Source organism: Streptomyces sp. NPDC008137, assembly GCF_042957035.1.
Taxonomy (GTDB): domain Bacteria; phylum Actinomycetota; class Actinomycetes; order Streptomycetales; family Streptomycetaceae; genus Streptomyces.
The window spans coordinates 35458-56233 of sequence record NZ_JBIBHN010000021.1 but is presented as its reverse complement, the minus strand read 5'-3'; the positions used below and the strand labels follow the sequence as shown (position 1 = coordinate 56233).

Annotated in this window: 21 protein-coding genes; 12 read left to right on the top strand and 9 right to left on the bottom strand. The window is 71.0% G+C overall.

Features of this window, described 5'->3' with window-relative positions:
* Positions 1-43 precede the first annotated feature (43 nt).
* From ACFZBT_RS27935 to ACFZBT_RS27925, 3 genes are read right to left on the bottom strand one after another with little or no spacing between them, the layout of a single operon-like run.
* The gene (locus ACFZBT_RS27935) at positions 44-1030 is read right to left on the bottom strand and encodes a biotin-dependent carboxyltransferase family protein (protein WP_391108842.1); all 987 of its coding nucleotides are present in this window, start codon (positions 1028-1030) and stop codon (positions 44-46) included.
* Positions 1023-1736, bottom strand: coding sequence for a carboxyltransferase domain-containing protein (locus tag ACFZBT_RS27930; RefSeq protein ID WP_391108839.1), 714 nt, complete (start codon positions 1734-1736; stop codon positions 1023-1025). The genes ACFZBT_RS27935 and ACFZBT_RS27930 overlap by 8 nt, the downstream gene beginning before the upstream one ends.
* A 1-nt stretch (position 1737) precedes the next feature.
* Positions 1738-2520 carry a 5-oxoprolinase subunit PxpA gene (locus tag ACFZBT_RS27925; protein ID WP_391108836.1) on the bottom strand — a complete coding sequence of 261 codons (783 nt, stop codon included), beginning with the start codon at positions 2518-2520 and terminating at the stop codon, positions 1738-1740.
* Between the two features lie 256 nt (positions 2521-2776).
* On the opposite strand from ACFZBT_RS27925, the gene nac reads away from it, so the two are divergent.
* The 3 genes from nac to ACFZBT_RS27910 all read left to right on the top strand — a co-directional run bounded on the left by nac (position 2777) and on the right by ACFZBT_RS27910 (position 5386).
* Positions 2777-3694: a nitrogen assimilation transcriptional regulator NAC gene (nac, locus tag ACFZBT_RS27920; protein ID WP_391108833.1), complete on the top strand. Its 918-nt coding sequence runs from the start codon at positions 2777-2779 to the stop codon at positions 3692-3694.
* Between the two features lie 91 nt (positions 3695-3785).
* Positions 3786-4781 (top strand): NAD(P)-dependent oxidoreductase, encoded by a 996-nt coding sequence (locus ACFZBT_RS27915; protein WP_391108830.1) that lies wholly within the window; start codon positions 3786-3788, stop codon positions 4779-4781.
* Between the two features lie 194 nt (positions 4782-4975).
* Complete coding sequence (locus tag ACFZBT_RS27910) at positions 4976-5386, top strand: hypothetical protein (protein ID WP_391108827.1); 411 nt, start codon at positions 4976-4978, stop codon at positions 5384-5386.
* Positions 5387-5403: 17 nt separating this feature from the next.
* Here ACFZBT_RS27910 and ACFZBT_RS27905 read toward each other — a convergent pair whose 3' ends face one another.
* Positions 5404-7638 (bottom strand): alpha-L-fucosidase, encoded by a 2235-nt coding sequence (locus tag ACFZBT_RS27905; protein ID WP_391108824.1) that lies wholly within the window; start codon positions 7636-7638, stop codon positions 5404-5406.
* A 199-nt stretch (positions 7639-7837) separates the two neighbouring features.
* On the opposite strand from ACFZBT_RS27905, the gene ACFZBT_RS27900 reads away from it, so the two are divergent.
* The gene (locus tag ACFZBT_RS27900) at positions 7838-8542 is read left to right on the top strand and encodes an FCD domain-containing protein (protein WP_391108821.1); all 705 of its coding nucleotides are present in this window, start codon (positions 7838-7840) and stop codon (positions 8540-8542) included.
* 9 nt (positions 8543-8551) lie between these two features.
* On the opposite strand, the gene ACFZBT_RS27895 is transcribed toward ACFZBT_RS27900, so the two are convergent.
* Positions 8552-9127, bottom strand: coding sequence for a cupin domain-containing protein (locus ACFZBT_RS27895; RefSeq protein ID WP_391108819.1), 576 nt, complete (start codon positions 9125-9127; stop codon positions 8552-8554).
* Positions 9128-9245: 118 nt separating this feature from the next.
* On the opposite strand from ACFZBT_RS27895, the gene ACFZBT_RS27890 reads away from it, so the two are divergent.
* Positions 9246-10082 (top strand): EamA family transporter, encoded by an 837-nt coding sequence (locus ACFZBT_RS27890; RefSeq protein WP_391108816.1) that lies wholly within the window; start codon positions 9246-9248, stop codon positions 10080-10082.
* A 62-nt stretch (positions 10083-10144) separates the two neighbouring features.
* Entirely contained in the window at positions 10145-10852 is a 708-nt protein-coding gene (locus tag ACFZBT_RS27885) for a phenylalanine--tRNA ligase beta subunit-related protein (RefSeq protein WP_391108813.1), read from the top strand.
* A gap of 11 nt (positions 10853-10863) precedes the next feature.
* On the opposite strand, the gene ACFZBT_RS27880 is transcribed toward ACFZBT_RS27885, so the two are convergent.
* Complete coding sequence (locus tag ACFZBT_RS27880; RefSeq protein WP_391108810.1) at positions 10864-11544, bottom strand: TetR family transcriptional regulator; 681 nt, start codon at positions 11542-11544, stop codon at positions 10864-10866.
* Between the two features lie 277 nt (positions 11545-11821).
* Here ACFZBT_RS27880 and ACFZBT_RS27875 point away from each other — a divergent pair, with 277 nt between their 5' ends.
* The 3 genes from ACFZBT_RS27875 (at position 11822) to ACFZBT_RS27865 (ending at position 16091) form a co-directional block, all read left to right on the top strand.
* Complete coding sequence (locus ACFZBT_RS27875; RefSeq protein ID WP_391108807.1) at positions 11822-13144, top strand: nucleotide sugar dehydrogenase; 1323 nt, start codon at positions 11822-11824, stop codon at positions 13142-13144.
* A gap of 45 nt (positions 13145-13189) precedes the next feature.
* Positions 13190-14398 (top strand): nucleotide disphospho-sugar-binding domain-containing protein, encoded by a 1209-nt coding sequence (locus ACFZBT_RS27870; protein ID WP_391108804.1) that lies wholly within the window; start codon positions 13190-13192, stop codon positions 14396-14398.
* Between the two features lie 76 nt (positions 14399-14474).
* Positions 14475-16091 carry a DHA2 family efflux MFS transporter permease subunit gene (locus ACFZBT_RS27865; protein WP_391108802.1) on the top strand — a complete coding sequence of 539 codons (1617 nt, stop codon included), beginning with the start codon at positions 14475-14477 and terminating at the stop codon, positions 16089-16091.
* 31 nt (positions 16092-16122) lie between these two features.
* Here ACFZBT_RS27865 and ACFZBT_RS27860 read toward each other — a convergent pair whose 3' ends face one another.
* Complete coding sequence (locus ACFZBT_RS27860; protein WP_391108799.1) at positions 16123-16497, bottom strand: hypothetical protein; 375 nt, start codon at positions 16495-16497, stop codon at positions 16123-16125.
* A 100-nt stretch (positions 16498-16597) separates the two neighbouring features.
* Here ACFZBT_RS27860 and sigJ point away from each other — a divergent pair, with 100 nt between their 5' ends.
* The gene (gene sigJ, locus ACFZBT_RS27855; protein ID WP_391108796.1) at positions 16598-17515 is read left to right on the top strand and encodes an RNA polymerase sigma factor SigJ; all 918 of its coding nucleotides are present in this window, start codon (positions 16598-16600) and stop codon (positions 17513-17515) included.
* 37 nt (positions 17516-17552) lie between these two features.
* Here the strand turns inward: sigJ and ACFZBT_RS27850 are convergent, their stop codons facing one another.
* The gene (locus tag ACFZBT_RS27850) at positions 17553-18725 is read right to left on the bottom strand and encodes an alpha/beta fold hydrolase (RefSeq protein ID WP_391108793.1); all 1173 of its coding nucleotides are present in this window, start codon (positions 18723-18725) and stop codon (positions 17553-17555) included.
* Positions 18726-18807: 82 nt separating this feature from the next.
* Between ACFZBT_RS27850 and ACFZBT_RS27845 the strand changes: the two genes are divergently transcribed.
* Positions 18808-19401 carry an ABATE domain-containing protein gene (locus ACFZBT_RS27845; RefSeq protein WP_391108790.1) on the top strand — a complete coding sequence of 198 codons (594 nt, stop codon included), beginning with the start codon at positions 18808-18810 and terminating at the stop codon, positions 19399-19401.
* A gap of 162 nt (positions 19402-19563) precedes the next feature.
* Here the strand turns inward: ACFZBT_RS27845 and ACFZBT_RS27840 are convergent, their stop codons facing one another.
* Positions 19564-20031, bottom strand: a complete 468-nt coding sequence (locus ACFZBT_RS27840) for a GNAT family N-acetyltransferase (protein ID WP_391109062.1) — start codon at positions 20029-20031, stop codon at positions 19564-19566.
* Between the two features lie 163 nt (positions 20032-20194).
* On the opposite strand from ACFZBT_RS27840, the gene ACFZBT_RS27835 reads away from it, so the two are divergent.
* On the top strand, positions 20195-20629 hold the full coding sequence (locus ACFZBT_RS27835) for a VOC family protein (RefSeq protein WP_391109059.1): 435 nt from the start codon (positions 20195-20197) through the stop codon (positions 20627-20629).
* Positions 20630-20776 lie beyond the last annotated feature (147 nt).

Sequence of the window (20776 nt, the reverse complement as noted above, 5' to 3'; positions counted from 1 at the left end):
CTCCGTGCGGGCGGGGGGGACGGTTGGGGAGGTGGCTGGGCGGTCAGGCCGTGTCGGGGGCGCGGATGCGCAGGGCGTCGAAGACGGTGCGGACGCGGGTGCGCAGGGCGTCGACGGCGGCCCGCTGGGCGCGGTGGGCGGTGACCGCCTGGTCGAGGGTGCGATGCCGGAAGCGGATGGTCTGCCCGGGGCGCACCTGCCCGAGTGCGGACAGGCCGGTGGCGGTGACGACGGCCAGGACGGGGTAGCCGGCCGTGACGCCGCGGCCGCGGTGCAGCACGAGGAGTTCGTCCCCCGCCGGCACTTCGACGGCGCCGATGGGGACACCGCGGGAGAGGATCTCCCCCTGGGTGACGCGGCGGGGTACGTCGCCCCGCAGTCGCAGGCCGATGTGGTTGCTGCGCGGGCTGACGGTGAAGGGAGCCTCGAACAGCCGGCTTACGGTGTCTGCGAACTCGGCCCGGTCGGGGCCGTCGGTGACGTCGATCGTCCAGCCGGCGGGGAACGGGGGGACGGGGGCGTTCAGACGGAACAGCGGGATCCGTGTGAGGGGGTGGTCGGGGGGCGGGCAGGCCGCGCGCAGCACGAGTTCGTCGCCGCCGCTGAGGGCGGGGCCGAAGCCCAGGACGGTGTCGGGGGCGCAGCTGCCCTGAAGGTAGTCGGCCTCGAACGAGCCGAGCACGGCCAGGTAGACGCGCAGTCCCCGGCGGATGCCGGAGACGCGGATGGTCTCGCCGGCGCGCACGGAGACCGGTTCCCACTGGGGGCGGACGCCGCCCTCGACGGTCACGTCGGCGGGGGCGCCGGTGACGGCGACGAGGATGTCGGCGGAGGGCACGCACGCGAAGTCGAAGGCCGTGATCTCCAGCAGCGGGGCGCGGTCGTCGTTGCCGCACAGGACGTTGGCGACGCGCGCCGAGTGCTGGTCGGCGGCTCCCCCGGCGGGCAGACCGTAGCGGGAGCGGCCGACCCGGCCGAGGTCCTGCACTGTGACGATGCCGGCGGTGCGGATCGTGAGGGTGTCAGCCATGGCAGGCCGCCAGGGAGGTGCCGGCGTGGTCGTCCCACTCGTCGGGGGTGATGGGGACGAAGCGGAAGGTGTCCCCGGGCCGGTAGGCGGTGATCGGGTCACTGTGCGGGTCGAGGACGCGCACGGGGGTGCGCCCCAGAAGCGGCCAGCCGCCGGGCGAGGGCATCGGGCAGATGACGGCCTGCCGTCCGGCGACGGCGACCGCGCCGGGGTCGACGTGGGTGCGGGGCGACGCCAGCCGCGGTACGGGTTTCGGGAAGGGCGGGCCGTCCGTCATCGGCGCCCCGGCCGGCGCGCCGAGGCAGCGCACGGTGAGGTCGCTCCCGGAGTGCAGGGCGACGACCTCGCTCTCGGTCAGGCCGAGTTGGCGGGCGACCGCCGGCAGGTCGGGCCCGTGCTCGCCGCCGTAGACGACGGGTACGACAAAGCGGCGTGGCGGCGTGGCCGGCGCGGGGTCCGGTCCGAGGCGGGCGGCCTCGTGTGCCACGATCCGCCGGACGGTCTCGTGGTCGGTGCCGGTGGAGTCGAACTCCACGAGCAGGGCGTCATAGGTGGGCACCACGTCGTGGACTCCGGGGAGCCGGACCGCGTCCAGGGCGTCCGCCAGGGCGTGGACGAGCCGCCAGGCGTCCTCGGCGCTCAGGCCCACGGCCCTGGCGGTCAGTGCGGAGTCACCGCAGTCCGTGATCGTGATGTTGCCGTTCATGTCAGGCGCCCGTCCCGCTCAGCACCTTGTCGAGCGACGTGATCTCGACACCGGCGGCGAGGAGTTCCGCGCGGATGCGGCCGGCCAGCGCGATCGCGCCGGGGCTGTCGCCGTGCAGCAGGACGGTGTCGCAGGCGACCGGGACGTCCCTGCCGTCGGCGCTGCGGATGACTCCCTCGGTGACCATGCGCAGGGTTCGCCGGGCCACCTCGTCCGGGTCGTGGATGACCGCTCCGGGCTCCGAGCGGGGCACGAGGGTCCCGTCGGCGCGGTAGGCGCGGTCCGCGATGCCGACGATGCCGACGCGCAGTCCGCGGGCCCGGGCGGCATCGGCGAGTTCGCCGTCCTGCGCCAGGACGATCAGCGACTCGTCGAGGGAGGCGACGGCGTCCACGACGGCACGGGCGTAGTCGGCGCGTACGGCGACCAGGTTGCCCAGGCGTCCGTGCGGGGCGACGTGCCGCACCCGGGTGCCGTGCGCGACGGCGAACGCCTGGAGGGCGCCGATCTGGTACAGCACGTCGGTGCGGACCTCCTCGGGTGTGAGGTCCATGGCGCGGCGGCCGAAGCCGACCAGGTCGGGAAAGCTCGGGTGGGCGCCCACGGCCACCCGGTTCTCGACGCAGGTCCGGACGGTGGCGTCCATGATGCGCGGATCACCGGCATGGAATCCGCAGGCGACATTCGCGGACGTCAGCATTTCCAGAAGGGCTTCGTCGTCGCCCATCGTGTAGGCGCCGAATCCCTCGCCGAGATCGGCGACGAGATCAACCATGGGGGTCATGAAGTCCTCCGGGAGAATATGGGGAAGGACAATGCGGGGAAAGGGAATGCGATCACGTCTCGGTGATGTCCCGAAATGCATCCTGGCTGGATGTTCCGCTCAACTTAATCCCCTGCTCGCTCGACCGCCAATATGCGTTCGATCTGGCGTTATCGCGAACCGTTATGACCTGCCTCACACCCCCGGCCCCTCTCGGGGGTGGGCTTCGAGAGGGGCCCTCCCTACGATGAGGCTCCGCTCCCCGTGGAGGCCCCGCATGGACACCAGGCGTCTGTACTCGTTCATCAAGATCATTGACGCGGGGAGCATCACGCGCGCGGCCGACATCCTGCACATCGCCCAGCCCGCGCTCAGCCAGCAGCTGTCCGCGCTGGAGGCGCAGTTCGGGCAGCAGCTGCTGATCCGGAGCAAACGCGGGGTGGCTCCGACCGAGGCGGGCCGGGCGCTGTACCGGCACGCCCAGCTGATCCTGAGGCAGGTGGACCTCGCGCACGCCGCCGTGGAGGTCTCCGGCCGGGCTCCCGCCGGCAGCGTGTCCGTGGGGCTCGCGCCGTACAGTCTGGGCGCGGCGCTCGCGCTGCCGCTGCTGAAGAGCGTGCGCGAGCGCTTTCCGGACATCCTGCTGCACATCAACGAGAACTTCGGCGGTGTGATCAGCGAGGCCATCATGACCGGGCGGATGGACATGGCGTTCATCTACGGGGCCGGCCCGCTGCGGGGTGTGCAGTTCGAGCCGTTGCGGACGGAGGACCTGTTCCTGATCGGCGCGCCCGGCGGAACGGCCCCGCGCGGAGCGGGCGAGGTGGATCTGGACGAGCTCAAGGACGTGCCGCTGCTGCTGCCCAGCCGCATCCACACGATCCGGCAGGTGGTGGACGCCGCCTTCCAGCAGGCCTCGCTCCTGCCGAACGTGGCGGGCGAGGTCGAGTCGGCGCTGACGCTCGTCAACGCCGTCGACGCGGGGCTCGGCGCCACCGTCCTGCCCTGGTCGGCCGCGCGTGCCATCCTCGACGTCCGCTCCCTGTCGGTGCGCCGGATCGTGCATCCCGTGACCCAGGTGAAACTGTCCTTGGTGACCTCGGACAACCAGCCCCTCTCGGAACCGGCCCTGGCGGTGCACGACCTGTTCCTCGAACTCATCACGAACTTTGACGGGACACCGCACGAAGAATAAGAAACCGCAATAGCGTCACACGAAACCGCTATTTGTCTCCGGTGACGGTCGCAGCTAGCTTTCTGCGAAAGTCGCTGCCCTGGAGACATGAATGCGGAAACGTGTGCTCGCCACCCGTGAAAACCTGCCCGGCAACGGTCTGGACCGTTTGTCCGCTGCGGCGGAAAGGGTGGCCTGGCCGGGTGACGGCAAGCCCGGGCCCGCGGACCTCGCCGCGCTCGCCCCCGGAGTCAGCGCAATTCTCGCCCTGGGCAACGACCCTATCGACGGCGCGCTGATGGACGCCGCCGGCCCCTCCCTGCGGGTCGTCGCGCTGGCGAGCATGGGCTTCGACAACGTCGACCGGGCCGCGGCCACCGAGCGCGGCATCGTCGTCACCCACACCCCACGTGTCCTCGCGGAGACCACCGCCGACCTGACCTTCGCCCTGATCCTCGCCGCCCGCCGGCGGATCGGCGCCGCCGGAGCGAGCCTGGCGTCGGGCTCCTGGAGCCTGTTCCGGATGCACGACTACCTCGGTCTGGACATCCACGGAGCCACCCTCGGTCTGGTCGGCTACGGCCAGATCGGCCGCGCGGTGGCCCGCCGGGCCCATGGATTCGGCATGCGCGTGCTCCACCACGACCCCTACGCGCCCGACGACGACCTGTCGGCCTCGGTGGATCTGGCCACGCTGCTGGCCCAGTCCGACATCGTGTCGCTGCACGTCCCGCTCACCGAGGAGACGCGGCACCTCGTCTCCGCCCGCGAACTTGCCGCGATGAAGCCCACGGCCACGCTGGTCAGCACCTCCCGCGGTGGTGTCGTCGACGAGGAGGCCCTGCTGCACGCCGTCCGGGAGGGGCGGCTGCACTCCGCCGGACTCGACGTCTTCGAACGCGAGCCGATGGGAGCGGAGTTGTCACCACTGGTCGCCGAGCCGAACGTGGTCACGCTCCCCCACATCGGCTCGGCCACCGAGGCCACCCGGGCCACCATGGTCGACCTGGCGGTCGACAACATCCTCGACGTCCTGGCCGACCGCCCCGCCCGGACACCTCTGCCGGGGAGCCCGGCGGAGCCCGGCGACGTCGCCCGGCAGCACTGACCGGCCTCTCCCGCTCGGGCGCCGACCGCTCACCGCACCAGCTCGGCCGGCTTGGTGGCCTTGCCGAGCAGCCACTCCAACGGGCCTCGCCGGAAGAACCGGGACCACGCGGCGCGAAGACGGTCACGGCGGCGACGAAGCCGAGCAGCACGTGCGGCGGTGAGCCGGGGAGTTCCCCGATGCCGAGGAGCCGTATGCCGACGACGTGGAAGACGTACGCGGTCAGGGACATCGTGCCGACCGCGATCACCGGACGGGCCAGGCGGTGGAAACGCGGGAAGGCGTCCACGGCCGCGAGACAGCCGACGAGGCCCGCGATCGCCACACCGGCGTTGGTGATGAGCCGCGGACCGTGCGGCATTCGATGGTTCCAGGGCCGCACCGGACCGGCGCTTGATGCTCCGGCCCTCGGTCACGACACCGAACTCACCCGGCTCCCCTGGGTGGGCCACACCTCACGGAGGTGGGAGGCCGAACCGCTGCGGTGGCTGGGCGGGCGGTACATGTACTTGGCCTACAGCCGTGCGGACCGCAAGGAACTCGCCGGGCGTCAGCGCGCATCCCGGCTGGTGAGGCTGGCCGACGTCATCAGCCGGCGTCCCTGACGGCGCACGGGCAGCGGTCAGAGGGCCGTGAACGTCCACAGCAGGTTGGTGCTGTTGCCGTACGTCCACTGCTTGGTTACCGAGCCCGAGGGCACGTCGCCACCGCCGTCGAGGACCAGTCCGGTGGTCCGGTTGGCGATCGAGTAGCGGCCGTCGCCCCGGTGGGTGATCGTCCACTGCTGGTTGTCTCCGCCGTTCCAGGCGGCCTGCCGGGCGGCGGAGCCATTGGTGGTGGCGCCCCAGCCGTCGGCGACCATGCCGTTGGCGCGGTTGACCAGCTTGTAGTAGCCGCCTCCGACCTCCACCGCCTGCCATTGCAGGTTGTCGCTGCCGTCCCAGGTCCACTGCTTGAGGTCCGCCCCGGAGGCGACGTCGCCGCCGCTGTCGAGGGCCAGTCCGTCGGTGACGTTGGTGACGCGGAAGTACGTCGAGGGCCTGAACCGGACCTTGAGCGAGGTGACCCGGTCGTTGCCGCCGGTGCCCCGGAGATCGGCGTGGTCGGCGGTGAACGTCCAGGAGGTGCCGGTGAAGTCGTCGCCGGACCAGCCGACGACCTCGTATCCGGGGGCCAGTCGCAGGGAGGAGAGGGTGCGCGTGCCCAGTCCGGCCGCGGTCAGTTCGTCGGCGGTGTAGTCGCCAAGGGGGAGCACGGCGGCAGCGCCGGAGTACTTCGCGTCGCTGAAGCCGACGGCACCGGTCAGCGGGCGCAGGCCGGGGATCCGGCCGGAGAACGCGAGCTTCAGGACGTAGGCATCGGCGCTGTACGGTGCCGAGGACGGCAGGGTGACCTTCAGCCCCGACGCGTGCTGTGCCGGCTTCGGCAGGTCGATGCAGGTACCGGCGGTCGAGCCGAGCAGCTTCACCGAGGTCAGCGACGAGAAGTCGATCCGGTCCGAGCTCAGCGTCTTGACGGTCAGTGAGCTGCCGGGCCAGCCGAGAACGGTGGCGTACAGGACGGTGTTCGCCTTGTTGCGCGTGAAGCGGATGTCCTGTGCCGTGCCGGCCATGGGCCGGGTGAAGGAGCCGCCGCCCATCTTCGTCGGTCCCTCGCCGTACGCGGTCCACGCGCGGGTCGAGTACACCGACTCGCCGAAGCGCTTCAGATGGTCCCCGATACCCAGCAGGATGTCCTTCTGGACCTGGGGAATGGTGCCGTCGGCCTTCGGCGCGATGTTCAGCAGCATGTTGCCGTTCTTGCTGACCCGGTCGATGAAGGAGTGCAGCATCTCCCGGGTGCTGTAGTAGCCGATGTTCTGCGTGTGACACCAGCTGTTGCTGGAGATGCTGTCGTCGGTCAGCCAGTACGGGGCGGTGAGGTCGGCCGGGCCGCCGCGCTCGTAGTCGAAGACCTCGCCCTTGCCGTTCATGCCGTCCTTGTACGTGGCGACGACCTCGCGACCCCAGCCGGTGGCCTGGTTGTAGTAGTACGCCAGGAAGTTCAGCCGCTGCGTCTCGTCGACGGCGTCCAGGTTGAAGTCCTGCCAGAGGATGTCGGGCTCGGCCCGGTCGATGACCTCCTTGAGCTTGTCGAACCAGAGCTGGTTCTCCTCCGTCGCGCTCAACTGCCCGTACAGCTTCTTCAGGCTGGGGTCCGTCTGGACCGGCGCGTGCTCGTAGTAGCCGGTGTAGTTGTAGGCGTGGTGCATCGCGACCAGCAGCTTGAGGCCCTTGGCTCGGATGGCCGTGGTGAAGATCCGCAGCAGGTCGAGGCCCGGGCCCTTGTCCACCGAGTTCCACTCGCTGACCTGGCTGTCCCACATGGAGAAGCCGTCATGGTGCTCCGCCACGGGGCCGGCGAACCGGGCGCCCGCGTCGACGAAAAGCTGCGCCCACTCGTCGGGGTCGAAGTTGCCGCCCGCCGACTTCAGCTTCGGCGCGAACTGCACGGTGTTGCCCGCCAGGTCCCGCGCGCCCTCGATGAAGTTGTGGAACGGCCAGGCCGACGGGCTGCCGTAGGTCGCGATGTGGTGCTTGTTGGCGTCGCTGCCGTCCGCGTACATGTTGCGCGGGTACCACTCGCTGTCATAGGCCGGAACGCTGAAGGCGCCCCAGTGGAAGTAGACGCCGAACTTGGCGTCCTGGAACCACTCCGGGGCCGGCGGGTGCCGGTCCACCGAATTCCAGTCGGGCGTGTACCTCCGGGGTGCGGCCTGCGCGCTGCCGGCACCGAGCGCACCTGCGGCGCCGGCCGCCGCGGCCACGCAGGTGGCGCCGGCCAGGAACTCGCGTCTGTTGATCGAAGACCTCGGCATGGAGACATCCCTGGTATGAGGGGGGCAGGAGACGTACGCACGAAGATCCGCCCTGAGTCATGGGATGTCAACGGGTTCGACGGAACGAGAAGAGCCAGCAACCCTTATGCATAATCAGGCATTTACTAACAAGCAAGATTAAACGAACGGCTAGACATGGTATGTTTCCCGGCACTATCCGGCCGGCAAGGAGTTCCCGATGTCTCTCACGGACAAGGCCATCGAGCAGATCCGCGAGCTGATCAGGACCGGCGCCCTGCCCCCCGGTTCGAAGCTCCCTCCGGAGGCGGACCTGGCCGCCCAGTTGGGCCTGTCCCGCAATCTGGCGCGCGAAGCCGTCAAGGCGCTGGCCGTGGCGCGAGTGCTGGAGGTCCGCCGGGGCGACGGCACGTATGTGACCAGCCTGCAGCCGAGCCTGCTCCTGGGAGGGCTCGGCGGCGCGGTGGAACTGCTGCAGGGCGACTCGGCCGCGCTCCAGGACCTCATGGAGGTACGGAGGCTGCTCGAACCGGCCGCCACGGCACTGGCCGCCACCCGGATCTCCGACGCCCAACTTGCCGAGGTCGAGCGGCACTTGGATGCCATGCGAGAGGCCCGTGACGATGTCGAACAGCTCAACGCCCATGACGCCGCCTTCCATCGCGCCGTCGTCTCGGCCACGGGCAACGAGAGCCTCCTCACCCTGCTGGAGGGCATCTCCGGCCGTACCCTGCGGGCCCGCGTCTGGCGCGGCCTGGTCGACGCCCGGGCCGCGGGCCGGACCCTCGCCGAGCACGAGGCGATCTTCAAGGCCCTGACCGCGCGTGACGCCGCCCTCAGCCAGGCGGCGGCGCTGCTGCACGTGAGCAACACGGAGCAGTGGCTGCGGGAACACCTGGGCTCGGGCGCGGCCCTCCTGAACTGAGGCAGTGGCTCAGGGCGCGGGCGGCAGGTGGACCGTCATGATCAGGTCGCAGGGCTGCGTGCCGGAGCCGCGGTAGGTGTGCGAGGCGTCGCCGTCGAAGGTGGCGGTCTGCCCGGCTTCCAGGATGTGCTCCGTGCCGTCGACGGTCAGGGTCATGCGACCCGAGGTGACGCTGACGGTTTCCACGACCCCCGCCTGGTGGGGATGGCTGGGGTACTCCTCGTCCGGCTCCAGGCGCCAGCGCCAGACCTCGACGGGGGCCGGGCCCGAGGTCGTGAGCATGAGCCGGGCCTCGCTGCCCCGCTCGCCGGTCCACAGGGGGGCCACGGCCTCCGCGGCCACGACTCGGACGACCCGGCCTTCGGGCGGCCCCTGCATCAGGGCGGACACCGAGATGCCGAGGGTGTCGGCCAGTCTGACCAGGGTGGCCAGATTGGGGTTGCCCTGGGCCTTCTCCAGCGCGACCAGGGCGCCCTTGCTCACCTGGGCCCGGCGGCCGAGCTCCTCCAGGGACAGGCCGGCCCGGGTGCGTGCCGCGCGGACGTTGTGCGCGACCGTCCGCAGGGCCGCGACTGTCTCGACCATCTGATCTCCCTACCCTGACTTTCGACCATTCCAATGCACCGTGCGGTCGCTCGATTGACATCAACCGGTCGTTGCGTTGTACGGTCTGGTCGTTCCACTGAATGGTAAGGGATGTGCTGTGATCGCTCCGCTGCTGGCCCTGGGCAGCTCACTCGCCTACGGCTGCGCCGACTTCCCCGGCGGCCTCGGTGCCCGCGAGGCCCATGTGCTGCGGACCGTGATGATCGCGGCCCCGGCCTCGCTCGTGGTCGAACTGCTGCTGTGGCCGGTGCTCGGCGCCTCGTTCGGCTCGGGCACCCTCGGCTGGGGCGCCGCGTCCGGGGTCGCCTCGGCCGCCGCGTTCGTGCTGCTCTACCGCACGCTGGCGATCGGACCCATGAACGTGCTGTCCCCCGTCACCGCGCTGGTGTCCGCCGCGCTGCCCGTCGGGGTGGGCCTGCTGCAGGGTGAGCGCCTGGCCGCCACCGGACTGCTGGGGTTGCCGCTCGCGCTGGTGGCGGTCGTCCTGGTCAGCGCCGGACACGGCGCCGGGGCGGCGCGCCCCTCACGTACGGCGCTGCTGCTCACCTTCGGCGCGGGCGCCGCCATCGCCCTCCAGCTGATCTTTCTGCACCAGGCGCCGTCCGACAGCGGAGTGGCCCCGCTGATCGTCGGCCGGGCCGTTTCGTCCGCCGTCACCCTGGCCGCGGCGGGGGCGATGTACCGCAGGCTGGGCCCGGAGCGTCCCGCGTACGCGATGTCCGCGTGCGCCGGTGTGCTCGACTCGACGGCGAACCTGCTGCTCCTGCTCGCCGCCCGCAGCGGGGACCTCGCCGTGATCGCCGTGATCGTCACCCTCTACCCGGCCGGTACGGTCCTGCTCGCGCGCGGTGTGCTCGCCGTGCGCATCCACCGCGGTCAGCTCGTGGGCCTGGGCACCGCCGCCGTCGCCGTCGGCCTCCTCGCACTGACCTGAGCGGCCCCGAAGCCCCCTCCCCCGCCACCACCCACCGGACGCAGGAAACGGAAACCCCTCCCATGACCTCCTTCCACCTCTCCGCCGCCGTCGCGACCGCCTTCCCCGACACCCTCATCGCCCTGGTCACCGCCACCGGGCTGCGCGGCCGCGAGCCCTGGCCCCAGACCAGCGCGGTCCTGGAGGAGCTGGAGCAGCAGGTCGCCGCCGGCACCTGGCACCCGGCCGACGAGACCGACCCCCGCATCGAGGCCTGGCACACCGCCTACCGCTCCTTCGGCACGAACCCCCGCCGCATCCGCCCCAGCGTGGACGCACTCGGCCGTCGCTTCGCGAAGAAGGGCACGCTGCCGCGCATCAACCCGGCGGTCGACTCCTACAACGCCGTCTCGGTCCGCCAGGGGCTGCCCGCCGGGGCCTTCGACCTGGAACACGTCACCGGTGACATCACCATCCACCACGCGGACGGCACCGAGTCCTTCACCCCGCTCGGCGAACCCGGCGCCATCGAGCACCCCAAGCCCGGCGAGATCGTCTACGCGGACGCCACCGGGGTCCTGACGCGGCACTGGAACCACCGCGACGCCCACCGCACCCGCGTCACCGAGGACTCCACCCGCGTCGTCTTCGTCCTGGAGACCCTGCACGCCGAGCGCGACGGCGATCTCCTCAAGCTCGCGGCCGATCAACTGCTCGACCTGCTCGCCCCGCACGCCACCCGGACCGCCGGGTCCTACCTCACCCCGGCCCGGCCCCGGGTCACCGTCTGAGGCCCCAGGTCTCAGTCCGCGTCGGGGCGGTTGCCGCCGGTGCGACGCCCTTCGTCCCCGGCTCCGGTCGTCCCCTCACCGTCCCCCGGTGCCGGGCCGAGCAGGACCTCGATGCCCGCGCGAAGGTAGCGCTCCAGCGTGGCCTCCGGCGCGGAGGCCAGGGCGGGCGGGCGGATCTCGGATCGCATCAGGCTGGTGCCGAGCATCCAGGCCGCCAGGAGTTCCGCCCGCAGGTCCGCGTCGGGGCCGCCGAGCCGGGCGGCCAGGCGCCGGGAGAACACCTCCGTGAAGTCCGCCCGCAGCCGCGCCACGGCCTCGTCCCGGCCGGACGACCGGAGTACGGACAGCACCGGGTGCGGGAAGTCGCCCTCCCTCGGCGGGCCCATGAGCAGCGCGCAGAACCAGTCGGGTATCGCCTCGACCGGCTCGTCCAGCAGCGGCTCGAACATCTTGCCCGTACCCGACACGTCGTTGAACAGCGCCTCTTTCGAGCCGAAGTAGCGGTAGACGAGCGCCGCGTCCACACCGACGTCGCCCGCGATGTCGCGGACGCTGGTGCCCTCGTAGCCGTACTTGCCGAAGCGGAAGGCCGCAGCGGCCCGCAGCGCGGTACGCGTTCCCGACGCCGAGCGTTTGTGGGCGGGCCGGCAGGCCTCCGCCTTCGGCGTCTCGCCCTTGTGTGCTCCGGTCACGTACCGCACCTCCGTGGTCCACGGCCCCTCGGCCATCCGCCCATGTTCCAGCCTGCGGCGACTGTCTCAAAGTCACCGACCGATGTCATCGATCGTTGACTTGCGTTCTCGCCGCATGACATACCTGACTCAGGTCAACGATTGGTGACTTGAGTCCTCGCCGTGCCCGGGCCGTACGACGGAGTCGGCCCTTCCAGGTCCACCCGCGGAACGCGACGGCGCGCACCCCGAAGCCGTCGCACGCGAGTCCCCCACCGACCGGAAAAGGTGATTCTCTGTGCCTGCTCGACGCGTCGCCGTCATCGGAACCGGCTACGTCGGACTGACAACCGGCGCCTGTCTGGCCTCTCTCGGGCACGTGGTGGTGTGCGCGGACGCCGACCCGCACAAGGTCGAGCGACTGCGCGAGGCCCGGGTGGGCATCCTGGAGCCCGGTCTGCCCGAGACCGTCAGGGAGGCCCTGGACGCGGACCGGCTCGACTTCACGGGCGACACCGCGGCCGCCGTCGCCGAGGCGGAGGTGGTGTTCCTGTGCCTGCCCACGCCCATGGGGGCGGGCGGCGCGGCCGATCTCGCCGCCGTGGAGGCCGTGGCCGCGCAGATCCGCGACGTACTGCCGCCCGGCTGTGTCATCGTCAACAAGTCCACGGTGCCCGTCGGTACGTGCGAACGGGTGGCCGCGCTGCTCGGCCGGGACGACGTGGCCGTGGTGAGCAACCCGGAGTTCCTGCGCGAGGGCCGCGCCGTCCAGGACTTCCTGCGTCCCGACCGGATCGTCATCGGCTCCGCCGACCGGGACGCCGGCCGGCGTGTGGCCGACCTGTACGCCGCACTGGACGCGCCGCTGGTGCTCACCGACGCCGCCAGCGCCGAACTGACCAAGTACGCGGCGAACTTCTTCCTCGCGATGAAGCTGTCCTTCGCCAACAACCTCGCAACCGTCTGCGAACGCTTCGGCGCCGACATCGCCGATGTCGCCGAGGGCCTGGGCCGGGACCCGCGCATCGGGTCCGCGTTCCTGCGGCCCGGTCCCGGCTGGGGCGGTTCCTGTCTGCCCAAGGACACCCACGCCCTGCTCACCGTGTGCGATCTGGCCGGGGTCGACTTCCCGCTGCTGCGCGCCACCATCGAGACCAACGTCGCCCACCAGCGGCAGCTCGTCGACCGGGTCGCCGCAGCGTGCGGGCGTGCCGAGGACGGGTCGCTGCACGGCGTACGGCTCACCCTGTACGGACTGACCTTCAAGGCCGGCACCTCCGACCTGCGCGACTCGCCCGCGCTCTCCGTCGCCCGGCTGCTGCGCGAGCGCGGCGCCGAACTCACGGCGTACGACCCGGCGTTGCGCGAGGAGCGGCCCGACCTGAGCGATCTGCTCGACCTCGACGACGACCCGGTCCGGGCGGCGGAGGGCGCGGCGGCCTGTCTCGTCCTCACCGAGTGGCCGGAGCTGCGCGACCTCGACTGGGCGGCGATCGCGGCGCGCATGGCCGGTCACGAGGTGCACGACTTCCGCAACCTGCTGGACGCGGACCGGCTGGCGCGGGCCGGACTGAGCCTGCGGGGCATCGGCCACGCCGAGGCACCGGCGCGGGTGGCGTGACGCCTCCTCCCTCCCTGGAAGAAACTCCGAGAGAAAGGCTCATCCATGCGGGTTCTGTGCACCACGCTCGGCAGTCCCTCCCACGGCCGTGCCCAACTGCCGCTGCTGCGCGCCCTCTCCAAGGCGGGGCATCAGGTGCTGGTGGTCACCACCGAAGCCCTCGTCCCCGTCTTCCGCGATGACGACGTGCAAGTCAACGCCGCGTTACCGGAGTTCAATCCGCTCGCCGCCATGGGTCCCTACCTCGCCGAGCTCCAGGAGACCGCCGACCTCACGGAGCCGACGGCCGGGCTGCCCCGGCTGCTGATGCGGCATCTGGCCGGGGCGGGAGTCAAGCCCCACCTGGACATCCTGCTCCCCCTCGCCAAGGACTTCCGGCCGGATGTGATCCTGCGGGACGGCATGGACATGGGCGCGGTGCTGACCGCCGAGCTGCTGGGCGTACCGCAGTTGCCGACGCCTTCGGGGTTCAGCAACATCCTGGACCCCGCCGAGATGCTGCCGCGGCTCAACGAGCGGCGCGAGGAGCTGGGGCTGCCCGTGCGGGACGACCCGCTGTCGCTCGTTCCGCACGGCCGCGTCGACTACGTGCCGTCCGCCTTCTCCTTCGCCCGGCATCTGCACGAGGCGTGGGCCTACCGGCAGACGGTGGACGTGGAGCGCGGCGGTGTGCTGCCGGAGTGGCTCGCCCGGCTGCCCACGGACCGGCCGCTGGTGTACGCGGCGATCGGCACGGCCCTGCCGGTGGTGCGGGAACGCATGGCGGGCCGGGACACGCCTCTGCCCGTGAAGTTGCCGGACCCCGCCGAGAGCCTGGGCGCGATCGTGGGGGCGGCGGCCGAGTTGGACGACTGCACGGTGGTCGTGTCGACGTCCGGGATTCCGGTGGACACCGAGGGGCTCCCCAGGCACATCCATGTCGCCGACCGGGTGCCGCAGCCACTGCTGCTGGAGTCGGTCGACCTGTTCGTCACCCACGGCGGTTTCAACAGCATCCGTGAGGCCATGCGCACCGGCACGCCGCTGGCGGTGCTGCCGCACTTCGGGGACCAGCCCGCCAACGCGGACCGGGTGGCGGAGCTGGGGCTCGGCCGTCACATCACGGACCGCGGCGCGGCCGGGATCGCCGAGGCGTGCCGGGGGCTCCTCGCCGACCCCGGGCCCCGGGCCCGGGCCCGGTCGGCCCAGCTCGCGATGCTGACGCTGCCCGAGGTCGATCAGGCGGTCGGTGACCTGGCGAAGATCGCCGGCTGACCGCCCGGTACCCCGGGTACGGGCCGCTCCGGTACCCCCGGGCGGCCCGTACCCGCCCCCACCCCGAGGACGACACGTGACCTTCTCCGACACCCAAGAACAGGGCGCGTCCGGGGACATACCCCCGCGGCTGAGTCACCGGCAGATCACCACCGTCATGTCCGGGCTGGTCCTCGGCATGTTCCTGGGGGCGCTGGACCAGACGGTGGTGTCGTCCGCGCTGCGGACCATCGCCGACGACCTGCACGGGCTGACGGCCCAGGCCTGGGTGACGACCGCGTATCTCATCACCGCCACGCTCGCGACGCCGCTCTACGGCAAGCTGTCCGACATCCACGGCCGCAGACCCGTCTACCTCGCCGCGATCGCCCTGTTCACCGTCGGCTCCCTGCTGTGCGGCTTCGCCACGTCGATCTATGAACTCGCGGCGTTCCGCGCCGTTCAGGGGCTCGGTGGCGGCGGGCTGATGTCGCTGGCGATGACGATCGTCGCCGACATCACCTCACCTCGGGAGAGGGGCCGCTACCAGGGCTACTTCATGGCCGTTTTCGGCGGGGCCAGCATCGTCGGCCCGCTGGTGGGCGGTGCGTTCGCGGACCGGGCCGAGTTGTTCGGCATCGCGGGCTGGCGCTGGATCTTCCTGATCAACGTGCCGCTCGCCGCCGCGGCCGCGGTGACGATCGTGCGGGTGCTGCGCTTCCCGCACCGGCGGGTGCGGCACCGGCTCGACTACGCCGGGGCACTCGCCCTGGCCGTGGGCATCGTGCCCCTGCTGACGGTCGCGGAGCAGGGCCGCACCTGGGGGTGGGACTCTCCCCTGGCCTTGTCGATGTACGCGATCGGTGTGGCGGGTCTGGCCGTGTTCCTGGTCGTCGAGCGGCGGTCGGGCGACGCCGCGCTGCTGCCGCCGCGCCTGTTCCGCATCCGGACCTTCCGGCTGGGTGTCGGGCTGCACTTCGTCGTAGGCGTCGGCATGTTCGGCGCGATGACGACACTGCCGCTCTACTTGCAGCTGGTCCGCGGCATGAGCCCCATCGCGGCGGGTCTGGCCACCCTGCCCACGGTCGCCGCGAACCTCGCGGTGACGCTGCTGACGGGCCGGATGATCGCCCGGACCGGCCGGTTCAAGGTCCATCTCGTCGCCGGTATCGGCTCGTTCACCGCGGCGATGCTCGTCTTCGCCACGCTACGGGCGGACAGCCCGCTGTGGCACCCGGCGCTCGGCATGGCCCTCATGGGCGCGGGTCTCGGTGCGTCGATGCAGACGCTCACCACACTCGCGCAGTGCGAGGTGCCGCGTACGGACATGGGCGCGGCGACGGCGTCGGTCAACTTCTTCCGTTCCAACGGCGGCACGGTCGGTACCGCTGCGTTCCTGTCGGTCCTGTTCACCACGGCGGCCGGCGGCATCGCCGACCGGCTGGCCGAGGCCCACCACGACCCGGCCTACCGCCGGCTGCTGGCCCAGCCCGACAACGCGCACGCCCTGACGGGTGTGCTCCGCCCCGACGGCGGCGTCGGCCTGGAGGACTCGGCGTTCCTGCGCGCCCTCGACCCGAGCGCGGCGTGGCCGTTCCTGGAGGGCTACGTCGCCTCGATGCGCCTCGTCTTCCTCACGGGCGCCGCGGTGTCCCTGGTCGCCTTCGTGATCGCGGCCTGGCGGGTCCCCGACCTCACGCTGTCCGACGAGTAGCCGGTGCCCGGGTGTCGCCCCACGCCGGGCCTCAGCGCCGGGCCAGCGCCAGCACGCTCAGACCGAACATCAGGACCCCCAGGGGGAGATGGACCGACGGGACGTGCGCGATGCCGACCGCGACCTGGACCGAGGCGAGCGCGAGGAAACCCGTGGCGTGCCAGACGGGCCGGGGCGATCCGCCGCCAGGCTTCCACGCCAGCACCGCCGCGAGCAGGTACAACATGGACGCCCCGTACATCACCCGGGATCCGGCATCGTGCAGCATCGCCCCGTAGGACGAGGTCAGCAGCAGTCCGGCGGAGACCGCCTGAAGGAAGATGGTCAGGGTCTGCAGGGCGATCGCGATCCGCAGGAACGAGGAGGTGCGCCGCGTGTTCGCCGTCGCCGTCACCTGAGTGGCCATGTCACGGTCCCCTTCTCCCGCCGTCGGGCGGTAGATCGATAAGGTCACACCAGCCCGACGACGCGGGCCCGCGAAAGGTAAGGCGAGGGGGGCCGAAGCCATGGGAACGGTCGGGAGCAGAACGGATGAGATAGCCGGCGAACGACGTCAACTGATCAATGTGGCCTACCGGTTGCTCGGTTCGGTGACCGAGGCCGAGGACGCCGTACAGGATGCCTACGCGCGCTGGTACGGGCTGTCACCAAGCCGGCGGGAGGAGATCCGGTCCCCCGGCGCCTGGCTGTCGACGGTGACCAGCCGCATCTGCCTGGACCTGCTCGGCTCTGCTCGGGCCCGCCGCGAACGCTATGTCGGAGCATGGCTGCCCGAGCCACTGCCCGACCGCACCGAGTGGGGCCACGCGGGCGGCGCCGACGCCACCGGCCCCGCGGACCCCGCCGACCAGATCGTCCTGGACGAGTCGGTGTCCATGGCCTTCCTCGTCGTCCTGGAGTCGATGACGCCCGCCGAGCGGGTGGCGTTCGTCCTGCACGACGTCTTCCGTTACCCGTTCACCGAGATCACCGACGTCCTCGGCCGTACTCCCGCGGCCTGCAAGCAGCTGGCGGCCTCCGCCCGCCGGCGGGTGAGCGCCGCGCGCGCCCCGATGCCGGCGCCCGGCCGGGCCGACGTGGTGAGGCACGTCAAAGAGGCGTGGGAGACCAAGGACATCGCGGCCCTCGTCGGGCTCCTCGATCCGGCCGCCGTGATGACCGCCGACGGCGGCGGCATGGCCGGCGCCGCCCTGCGCCCGGTCGAGGGCGGCGCGCGCATCGCGCAGTACATGGTCGCCATCGCCGACAGGGCTCACGGTCTCGAACTCCTGGAGCGGTCGGTCAACGGGGTGCCCGGCCTGGTGGCCCAGCGCGCCGGCGTCGTCATGACCGTGGCCGCGTTCGACGTCTCCGACGGCCGCGTGACCCGGATCTGGGCGGTCCGCAACCCGGAGAAGCTACGGCCGTGGGCACGGGAGGAGTAGGGCCCTTCTGATGGACCTCCGGGTCGCCGAGCCGCCTTCACCGATGAGCGGCCAGCACTGCGGCGAGGCCCTCTCGCAGATCTTTGACGAAGTACTCGGGGACCTCCAGCGACGGGAAATGTCCCCCGGATTCGGGCGACCTCCATCGCACGATCCGTCGGTACCGCTCCTGCGCCCAGGTGCGCGGACACTTCTCGATGTCGCGGGGGTACATGGTGATCGCCGACGGGACGTCGACCCGGAGTTCGGGGTCCAGCGAATTGTGGCTCTCGTAGTAGATGCGGGCCGACGATGCGCCGGTCCGTGTCAGCCAGTAAAGGGTGACGTCGTCGAGAACCCTGTCCCTGGAAATCGTCTCGAACGGGCTGTGCTCGGTGTCCGACCACTCGGCGAACTTGTCCAGGATCCAGGCGAGAAGCCCGACCGGTGAGTCGACGAGCGAATAGCCGATGGTCTGCGGCCGGGTCGCCTGCTGCTTCGCGTACGCCGCGCGGTGGCGCCAGAAGTGGCGAGTGCCCTCGGCCCATTCGCGCTCGGACTCCGTCAGCCCGTCCGTGGTCAACCCGGGCGGCCCCTCCGCGAACGTGGTGTGGATACCGAGGACGTGCGCCGGGAACCTTCCGCCGAGAACCGTGGTGATGTTGCCTCCCCAGTCGCCGCCGTGGGCTGCGAACTGGCTGTAGCCGAGCCTTCCCATCAGTTCCACCCATGCGGCCGCGATCTTCTCGGTACCCCACCCGGTGGTGGCGGGCTTGTCGCTGTAGCCGAATCCCGGCAGCGACGGAACCACGACATGGAACGCCGGAGTCTCCGCATCCTTCGGATCCGCCAGCTCGTCCACCACATCGACGAACTCGGCGACGCTGCCCGGCCAGCCGTGCGTCAGGATCAGAGGAGTGGCATCCGTGCGCGTGGACCGGCGGTGCAGGAAGTGGATTCCCAGACCATCGATGGTCGTGCGGAACTGGCCGATCTGCTCGAGTCGCGCTTCGAACCACCGCCAGTCGTAGCCGGTGCGCCAGTAGTGCACGAGATCGACGAGGTCGGCGAGCGGAACGCCCTGTTCCCATCGGCGCGGGCCGGGCGCGGCGCGCCGGACCGTCTCGGCCTCCGGCAGTCGCGCCGCGGCCAGTCGCGCCCGCAGATCGTCGAGGTCGGCGTCAGTCGCGTGGGCTTCAAATGCTTGCACGTCGCTGGTGAGACGGGGCATGAGACCTCCTGGCCATCGCGGAACCGGCTAAGCCGGTTCTAGCAGTTCTCCGAGCATCGCCGCAACCCTCTAAGGTGGTTCCATGCGCGCTCGATTCCCTGACTTCCGCCTCGGCACCGTGCTGGCGACCAGCTTCACGGGGACTCTGTCGGAGCGGCATGGCGACCCTGTGGAGCGCATCCCCACACCGCACCGGCTCATCGACTGGCTGGCGGTGTACGGCCTCGCCGTGGACTCCTGCACCGCCGACCAGCTCGACCTCGCCCGGGAGCTGAGGGAGTCGATCCACGCCGCCGCGACAGCGGCCGCGACCCAGGACGCTCTCCCCGCGTCCGCTGTCCACGTCATCAATGACCGCAGCGCCCAGGGCCGGGCCGCGGCGATCCTGACACCCGACGGCAAGCGGCGATGGCGGCTCAGCTCGGCTTCGAGCGTGGAGGACGCCCTCAGCGTGATCGCCGCCGACGCGATCGACATCATCTCGGGCGAACGAGACGGAAAGCTGGCCTTGTGCGCCTCGCCGACCTGCCAAGCCGCCTTCTTCGACACCAGCCAAAGCCGCACCCGTAAGTGGTGCGACATGAACACGTGCGGAAATCGTCAGAAGAAGGCGCGCTTCCATGCCAACCAGCGCAAGAACCTCAGAGCAGGTGGAGACACCCAAGCCGTGCTGTAGAGGAAGAAGTCGCACCACTCCACGGTGGTACCCAGCAGACCGGCGAGCACCTGCGAGGCGTGCGGCGCCCCGATGCCGGCCATGACCGGGACACCGTCGGCGGCTTCGACAGCGCGCCTCGCCGCACAGGCGCGCTCCTCACGCGTCAGGTACGCGTAGCTCTCAGGCGGGAACCTCGAAGATGAGCTCAAGGCCGTCTTGCTCGTCCCATTGCTCCCCGACCTCCACGAAGCCGAACCCGGAGATCGTGGCCAGGGACGCGGTGTTGTCAGGGCTGATCGTCGCCCGCACGATCCTGACCCCGGCTTCGGCGGCGGCCCGCCGCACCAGCGCGGTCAGTATCGCCCTGGCGTAGCCCTGACGGCGGTGGTCGGGGACCACGGAGTAGCCGAGTTCCACCATGCCCGCCTCGTCCGGCGGCCCATGGAACCCGGCGTACCCCACGACGTCCCCCTCCGGCTCGGCCACCACGACCTGGGTGAGCCACCCCGCGCACCCCGGGTCCGAGGCCAGCTGGTCGACCCGATACCGCCACACCCACTTCGCCCTGTCGGTGAGGAAGTACTCGGTGAGGGCGACACCCGCTTCGGCACTCGCCTGAGCCAGGTCGTCATTCAGCAAGGCGACCATGGCCGTGTTCGACAACTCGACGAATCGTACGGACTTCGTGCTCACGGGGGCGGAGGCCGGGCGCTCGGTCTTGTCTGTCACAGCGCGAATGGTCTTGGAGAACCAAGGACATGTGCAACAGAATTCCGCGGTGGCCGGGCAGGCGAAGCGCTATGGTGCGCTGATGTCAACGATCAAGCAGTTCCAAGTCACCTTCGACTGCGCGGATCCCGAGCGCGTCGCTCGCTTCTGGTGCGAGGTGCTGGGGTACGCCGTACCGCAGCCGCCGGCCGGGTTCGCCACTTGGGACGATTTCAACCGCTCGCTGCCTCCTGAGGATCAGGGTGCGTGGTTCGCGTGCACTGATCCCTCAGGGGTGGGACCGCGGCTGTTCTTCCAGCGCGTTCCGGAAGGCAAGGTCGTCAAGAACCGGGTGCATCTCGACGTGCGCGTCGGCACCGGACTCGTGGGTGAGGAGCGTCTGGCCACGCTCGAGGCCGAATGCGCACGACTGGTCGCGCTCGGCGCGGTACGCGAGCGACTGCTCGTCGCCGACGGCGTCAACGAGTCGTGCATCGTGATGCGGGACGTCGAGGGCAACGAGTTCTGCCTCGACTGAGGGACCTCCGGGGCGGTGAGCCGACCGGTGTGCGTCATGTCACGCATGACAAAACCACCTAAGTTGCCCAAATCACAGCGCAAATGTCCATTTAGCGTCCATTCTCGGAACGGCTGCCGAAGCCCGAAGTGGAGCGCGCCGGCATCG

Coding starts and splice junctions, on each gene's coding strand:
- ACFZBT_RS27905 (WP_391108824.1), bottom strand. CDS start 7,638: ATGCCGAGGTCTTCGATCAACAGACGCGAGTTCCTGGCCGGCGCCACC.
- ACFZBT_RS27895 (WP_391108819.1), bottom strand. CDS start 9,127: ATGGTCGAGACAGTCGCGGCCCTGCGGACGGTCGCGCACAACGTCCGC.
- sigJ (WP_391108796.1), top strand. CDS start 16,598: ATGGGAACGGTCGGGAGCAGAACGGATGAGATAGCCGGCGAACGACGT.
- ACFZBT_RS27840 (WP_391109062.1), bottom strand. CDS start 20,031: ATGGTCGCCTTGCTGAATGACGACCTGGCTCAGGCGAGTGCCGAAGCG.
- ACFZBT_RS27835 (WP_391109059.1), top strand. CDS start 20,195: ATGTCAACGATCAAGCAGTTCCAAGTCACCTTCGACTGCGCGGATCCC.
- ACFZBT_RS27925 (WP_391108836.1), bottom strand. CDS start 2,520: ATGACCCCCATGGTTGATCTCGTCGCCGATCTCGGCGAGGGATTCGGC.
- ACFZBT_RS27850 (WP_391108793.1), bottom strand. CDS start 18,725: ATGCCCCGTCTCACCAGCGACGTGCAAGCATTTGAAGCCCACGCGACT.
- ACFZBT_RS27860 (WP_391108799.1), bottom strand. CDS start 16,497: ATGGCCACTCAGGTGACGGCGACGGCGAACACGCGGCGCACCTCCTCG.
- ACFZBT_RS27910 (WP_391108827.1), top strand. CDS start 4,976: ATGCCGACGACGTGGAAGACGTACGCGGTCAGGGACATCGTGCCGACC.
- nac (WP_391108833.1), top strand. CDS start 2,777: ATGGACACCAGGCGTCTGTACTCGTTCATCAAGATCATTGACGCGGGG.
- ACFZBT_RS27845 (WP_391108790.1), top strand. CDS start 18,808: ATGCGCGCTCGATTCCCTGACTTCCGCCTCGGCACCGTGCTGGCGACC.
- ACFZBT_RS27885 (WP_391108813.1), top strand. CDS start 10,145: ATGACCTCCTTCCACCTCTCCGCCGCCGTCGCGACCGCCTTCCCCGAC.
- ACFZBT_RS27930 (WP_391108839.1), bottom strand. CDS start 1,736: ATGAACGGCAACATCACGATCACGGACTGCGGTGACTCCGCACTGACC.
- ACFZBT_RS27870 (WP_391108804.1), top strand. CDS start 13,190: ATGCGGGTTCTGTGCACCACGCTCGGCAGTCCCTCCCACGGCCGTGCC.
- ACFZBT_RS27935 (WP_391108842.1), bottom strand. CDS start 1,030: ATGGCTGACACCCTCACGATCCGCACCGCCGGCATCGTCACAGTGCAG.
- ACFZBT_RS27915 (WP_391108830.1), top strand. CDS start 3,786: ATGCGGAAACGTGTGCTCGCCACCCGTGAAAACCTGCCCGGCAACGGT.
- ACFZBT_RS27900 (WP_391108821.1), top strand. CDS start 7,838: ATGTCTCTCACGGACAAGGCCATCGAGCAGATCCGCGAGCTGATCAGG.